The sequence below is a fragment of the Acinetobacter sp. CIP 102529 genome (assembly GCF_000368325.1).
Taxonomy (GTDB): Bacteria; Pseudomonadota; Gammaproteobacteria; order Pseudomonadales; family Moraxellaceae; genus Acinetobacter; species Acinetobacter parvus.
In genome coordinates this window covers 1,943,406-1,949,732 of the sequence record NZ_KB849355.1, presented here as the reverse complement: position 1 = coordinate 1,949,732, position 6,327 = coordinate 1,943,406, and the positions used below count along the sequence as shown (strand labels likewise).

Annotated in this window: 1 protein-coding gene, 2 tRNA genes and 2 rRNA genes; all 5 read right to left on the bottom strand. The window is 47.4% G+C overall.

Annotated elements, in window-relative coordinates; genetic code table 11:
- Positions 1-2,688, bottom strand: a 23S ribosomal RNA gene (locus tag F972_RS14735); the annotation flags it as partial.
- Positions 2,689-3,160: 472 nt separating this feature from the next.
- Positions 3,161-3,236: transfer RNA gene (locus F972_RS14730), tRNA-Ala, on the bottom strand.
- Positions 3,237-3,307: 71 nt separating this feature from the next.
- Positions 3,308-3,384, bottom strand: a tRNA-Ile gene (locus F972_RS14725).
- A 177-nt stretch (positions 3,385-3,561) separates the two neighbouring features.
- Positions 3,562-5,098: ribosomal RNA gene (locus tag F972_RS14720) — 16S ribosomal RNA — on the bottom strand.
- Between the two features lie 521 nt (positions 5,099-5,619).
- Complete coding sequence (locus F972_RS14715) at positions 5,620-6,315, bottom strand: ion channel (RefSeq protein WP_004674044.1); 696 nt, start codon at positions 6,313-6,315, stop codon at positions 5,620-5,622.
- Between the last annotated feature and the right edge of the window lie 12 nt (positions 6,316-6,327).

Here is a 6,327-nt window from a genome sequence, read left to right as displayed (position 1 = left end):
ACAACCGGTACACCAGAGGTTCGTCCACTCTGGTCCTCTCGTACTAGGAGCAGATCCTCTCAAATTTCCAGCGCCCACGGTAGATAGGGACCGAACTGTCTCACGACGTTCTAAACCCAGCTCGCGTACCTCTTTAAATGGCGAACAGCCATACCCTTGGGACCTGCTTCAGCCCCAGGATGAGATGAGCCGACATCGAGGTGCCAAACACCGCCGTCGATATGAACTCTTGGGCGGTATCAGCCTGTTATCCCCAGAGTACCTTTTATCCGTTGAGCGATGGCCCTTCCATACAGAACCACCGGATCACTAAGACCTACTTTCGTACCTGCTCGACTTGTGGGTCTCGCAGTTAAGCGCGCTTTTGCCTTTATACTCTACGCGTGATTTCCGACCACGCTGAGCGCACCTTCGTACTCCTCCGTTACTCTTTAGGAGGAGACCGCCCCAGTCAAACTACCCACCAGACATGGTCCTCGCCCCGGATTACGGGGCAGAGTTAGAACCTCAACATTACCAGGGTGGTATTTCAAGGACGGCTCCATTGGAACTAGCGTTCCAACTTCAAAGCCTCCCACCTATCCTACACAAGTAAGGTCAAAGTTCAATGTCAAGCTGCAGTAAAGGTTCACGGGGTCTTTCCGTCTAGCCGCGGGTACACTGCATCTTCACAGCGATTTCGATTTCACTGAGCCTCTGCTGGAGACAGCGCCGCCATCATTATGCCATTCGTGCAGGTCGGAACTTACCCGACAAGGAATTTCGCTACCTTAGGACCGTTATAGTTACGGCCGCCGTTTACTGGGGCTTCGATCAAGAGCTTCGCTTACGCTAACCCCATCAATTAACCTTCCAGCACCGGGCAGGCATCACACCCTATACGTCCACTTTCGTGTTTGCAGAGTGCTATGTTTTTAATAAACAGTTGCAGCGGCCTGGTTTCTGCGGCTGCCAACCGCTCAGGGAGCAAGTCCCATCACCGTCAGCAGCGTACCTTCTCCCGAAGTTACGGTACCATTTTGCCTAGTTCCTTCAGCAGAGTTCTCTCAAGCGCTTTGGTCTACTCGACCTGACCACCTGTGTCGGTTTCGGGTACGATTCCTGTGTAACTGAAGCTTAGAGACTTTTCCTGGAAGCATGGTATCAGCCACTTCACTGTACAAGTACAGCTTGCTATCGACTCTCAGCATAGAGTACCCCGGATTTGCCTAAGATGCATGCCTACTGTCTTCCACCTGGACAACCAACGCCAGGCTGACTTAACCTTCTCCGTCCTCTCATCGCATTACACAGAAGTATGGGAATATTAACCAATTTCCCATCGACTACGCCTCTCGGCCTCGCCTTAGGGGTCGACTCACCCAGCCCCGATTAACGTTGGACTGGAACCCTTGGTCTTTCAGCGAACGGGTTTTTCACCCGTTTTGTCGTTACTCACGTCAGCATTCGCACTTCTGATACCTCCAGCATACTTCTCAATACACCTTCTTCGGCTTACAGAACGCTCCCCTACCACGTAACTTAAAAGTTACATCCGCAGCTTCGGCACATAGTTTTAGCCCCGTTACATCTTCCGCGCAGGCCGACTCGACTAGTGAGCTATTACGCTTTCTTTAAAGGGTGGCTGCTTCTAAGCCAACCTCCTAGCTGTCTATGCCTTCCCACATCGTTTCCCACTTAACTATGATTTTGGGGCCTTAGCTGGCGGTCTGGATTGTTTTCCTCTTGACTACGGACGTTAGCACCCGCAGTCTGTCTCCCGGATAGTACTCATTGGTATTCGGAGTTTGCATCGGTTTGGTAAGTCGGGATGACCCCCTAGCCGAAACAGTGCTCTACCCCCAATGGTATTCGTCCGAGGCGCTACCTAAATAGCTTTCGGGGAGAACCAGCTATCACCAGGCTTGATTAGCCTTTCACCCCTATCCACAAGTCATCCCCTGGCTTTTCAACGACAGTGGGTTCGGTCCTCCAGTTAGTGTTACCCAACCTTCAACCTGCTCATGGATAGATCGCCTGGTTTCGGGTCTATACCCAGCAACTAAACGCCCTATTAAGACTCGATTTCTCTACGGCTCCCCTATTCGGTTAACCTCGCTACTGAATATAAGTCGCTGACCCATTATACAAAAGGTACGCAGTCACCGAACATGTCGGCTCCCACTGCTTGTATGCATGCGGTTTCAGGATCTATTTCACTCCCCTCACAGGGGTTCTTTTCGCCTTTCCCTCACGGTACTGGTTCACTATCGGTCAGTCAGGAGTATTTAGCCTTGGAGGATGGTCCCCCCATATTCAGACAAGGTTTCACGTGCCTCGCCCTACTCGTCATCATTATGTGTGCCCTTTCGTGTACGGGAATATCACCCTCTACGTTCGCACTTCCCAGAGCGTTCCACTAAAACACACATAACTTAATGGGCTACTCCCCGTTCGCTCGCCGCTACTAAGGGAATCTCAATTGATTTCTTTTCCTAAGGGTACTGAGATGTTTCACTTCCCCTCGTTCGCCTTGCAACACTATGTATTCATGTTGCAATACCTACCTTATGGTAAGTGGGTTCCCCCATTCAGATATCTCCGGATCACAGGATATTTGCCGCCTCCCCGGAGCTTTTCGCAGGCTATCACGTCTTTCTTCGCCTCTGACTGCCAAGGCATCCACCACATGCACTTAATTACTTGACTATACAACCCCAAACAGTCGCTAACCCTTACAAGTAAGGTTAGGACAGATTGCTATGCTCGTTTTTCAACTTACATCGCTCTCATCCAGTTTGTTGCTTCGTGAATTTAATCACCGTACAGCTTCAATCTAAATTCATATACCAAAACGCTTGATTCAGTGTTTTTGCTAGTTCTCATTTCTAACAACTCAGCTTAAAGAATTAATTCTTCTTGCTTTGTTATTGAATGAGTGAACAATTTATTTCAGACTCAAATTCTAATCTGTTAATGATTAACTACAGCCTCGTCAGCTTGCAGTAAACTGTGATAAATCACAGAAGTTAATAAATCTAAATCAATCTCTTGATTCACCTTATTTATTAAGTTCTATAATTTAAAAATATCTTTCACTACCATATTAGATCAGATACTACGCGCAGCATAGCTGCTTGTCTTGCGCTTCGGCAAAGCGTTGCTTTGCTGATCGAAGCTCTGGTGGAGACTAGGAGAGTCGAACTCCTGACCTCCTGCGTGCAAAGCAGGCGCTCTACCAACTAAGCTAAGTCCCCAGCTTACAATCATAATGAACGATATATCTTCTCATCTAGTAGCTTGTGATTATTCATCACTTCGTCAGTAGTGGTGGGTCTGACAAGACTTGAACTTGTGACCCCACGCTTATCAAGCGTGTGCTCTAACCAACTGAGCTACAGACCCTGAGAAATAAAAGAAGAGATCGTTGATCTCTTCTTTTATTTCGCAAGACAAGCGCAGCGCGTAGTGCACGACTTATCTCTAAAATTAAAAAAGAGAAACAATACTTTTTCTATCTTTCATTCGATATATCTCGAAGAACAACTTGTTGTGGATTCTTACCGATCGTCAATCTTTCGTTAAGGAGGTGATCCAGCCGCAGGTTCCCCTACGGCTACCTTGTTACGACTTCACCCCAGTCATCGGCCACACCGTGGTAAGCGTCCCCCCTAAGGTTAGACTACCTACTTCTGGTGCAACAAACTCCCATGGTGTGACGGGCGGTGTGTACAAGGCCCGGGAACGTATTCACCGCGGCATTCTGATCCGCGATTACTAGCGATTCCGACTTCATGGAGTCGAGTTGCAGACTCCAATCCGGACTACGATCGGCTTTTTGAGATTAGCATCCTATCGCTAGGTAGCAACCCTTTGTACCGACCATTGTAGCACGTGTGTAGCCCTGGCCGTAAGGGCCATGATGACTTGACGTCGTCCCCGCCTTCCTCCAGTTTGTCACTGGCAGTATCCTTAAAGTTCCCATCCGAAATGCTGGCAAGTAAGGAAAAGGGTTGCGCTCGTTGCGGGACTTAACCCAACATCTCACGACACGAGCTGACGACAGCCATGCAGCACCTGTATGTAGATTCCCGAAGGCACCAATCCATCTCTGGAAAGTTTCTACTATGTCAAGGCCAGGTAAGGTTCTTCGCGTTGCATCGAATTAAACCACATGCTCCACCGCTTGTGCGGGCCCCCGTCAATTCATTTGAGTTTTAGTCTTGCGACCGTACTCCCCAGGCGGTCTACTTATCGCGTTAGCTGCGCCACTAAAGCCTCAAAGGCCCCAACGGCTAGTAGACATCGTTTACGGCATGGACTACCAGGGTATCTAATCCTGTTTGCTCCCCATGCTTTCGTACCTCAGCGTCAGTATTAGGCCAGATGGCTGCCTTCGCCATCGGTATTCCTCCAGATCTCTACGCATTTCACCGCTACACCTGGAATTCTACCATCCTCTCCCATACTCTAGCTGACCAGTATCGAATGCAATTCCTAAGTTAAGCTCAGGGATTTCACATCCGACTTAATCAGCCGCCTACGCACGCTTTACGCCCAGTAAATCCGATTAACGCTCGCACCCTCTGTATTACCGCGGCTGCTGGCACAGAGTTAGCCGGTGCTTATTCTGCGAGTAACGTCCACTATCCTAGAGTATTAATCCAGGTAGCCTCCTCCTCGCTTAAAGTGCTTTACAACCAAAAGGCCTTCTTCACACACGCGGCATGGCTGGATCAGGCTTTCGCCCATTGTCCAATATTCCCCACTGCTGCCTCCCGTAGGAGTCTGGGCCGTGTCTCAGTCCCAGTGTGGCGGATCATCCTCTCAGACCCGCTACAGATCGTCGCCTTGGTAGGCCTTTACCCCACCAACTAGCTAATCCGACTTAGGCTCATCATTTAGCGCAAGGTCTAATGATCCCCTGCTTTCCCCCGTAGGGCGTATGCGGTATTAGCATCCCTTTCGGAATGTTGTCCCCCACTAAATGGCAGATTCCTAAGCATTACTCACCCGTCCGCCGCTAAGATTAGGTGCAAGCACCCAATCCCCGCTCGACTTGCATGTGTTAAGCCTGCCGCCAGCGTTCAATCTGAGCCATGATCAAACTCTTCAGTTTAATATCATTTGTGCTTTATTCTAAGCACCAAATCTGGCTCATCAATTTTCTGACTAAAAATTCGCTCAAATAAACTTCGAGTAATTTCTACCATTCAATCAATGAAAATAATTTCGATCGATCAATCAGTAAAAATCCACACAAGTTGTTCTTCTATTCTCTTAATGATCTTCTCGATGATTCGTCATCATCAAGCTAGGTCGGCTATGTTAGCCTAAATCTCTTTAAAGTCAACAGGCAATTTCGATATTTTTAAAACTTATCTTAACCTAAACAGACCTGACCAATCCAGCCTACAACCTAGACTATCTTAATCAAACCATTGTTTATCAACAAGTTTTTATCTGTATCACCGCCGATGAGTGGGCATTCTACAGCATTTCAGGGCGCTTGCAAGAACTTTTAAAAATTTAATTATTCGGTTGTTGTATTTTTAAACTTTAACTTATCTAATATACTGATTTATATAATTTAAAATTAAATAATGTGAAAAATAACGCAGTTGTAATGCTGTAACAGGGTTATTCCTTATGGCTGGATTGCTTGGGTAAATGGGCAATATATTGCAGTGCGATCAAGCGTGACACCACCACCGCAAGGTACATCACCCCACCAAACATTTGTAGCATGGTTAATACTCTAGCTGCTGGACTAATTGGCATCAAATCAGATAAACCCGTTGCTGATTGCAGACTAAAACTCAGAAATAATAAATCGAGCCAAACTTGTAAATCTTGTGGCTGATTTGGGTTTTGAAAACTATTAGGTAAAAGCAACTGGCAAATACTATATAAAAAGGCGAATGCCCAAGCGATGAGAGTAAAAACTGCACCCGCAGCAAATAGCTCGTCCTTAGTGAGGTAACGGTCGGCAAACATATAACGCAGCAGCCCATAGGCGGCATAAAAATAGGCAAGCGCCTCAAAGCTATAGGCTGTGACCTGAACGACTGGTGTGCCATAGCCAATAAAAATCAGGATGGAAAACAGGAAAGCGCCACTCACAAAAACCAGTCCCCAAAAGGTAAACACTGGAGTTTGGCGAATGACCTTGGCAATAATCAGTAGTGCCAATACACCCAGCGACCAAGTCAGGGCACGATATTCACTGTCACCAGAAGTCAGCATATATAAAATCAACAGGGCCAGTTGCACCAGTAACAGCCATGCGGATGGGAGTAAACGAAACGTTTTCCAAAATTCCCTCAAGGTTTGCATGTGGTTTCCCCA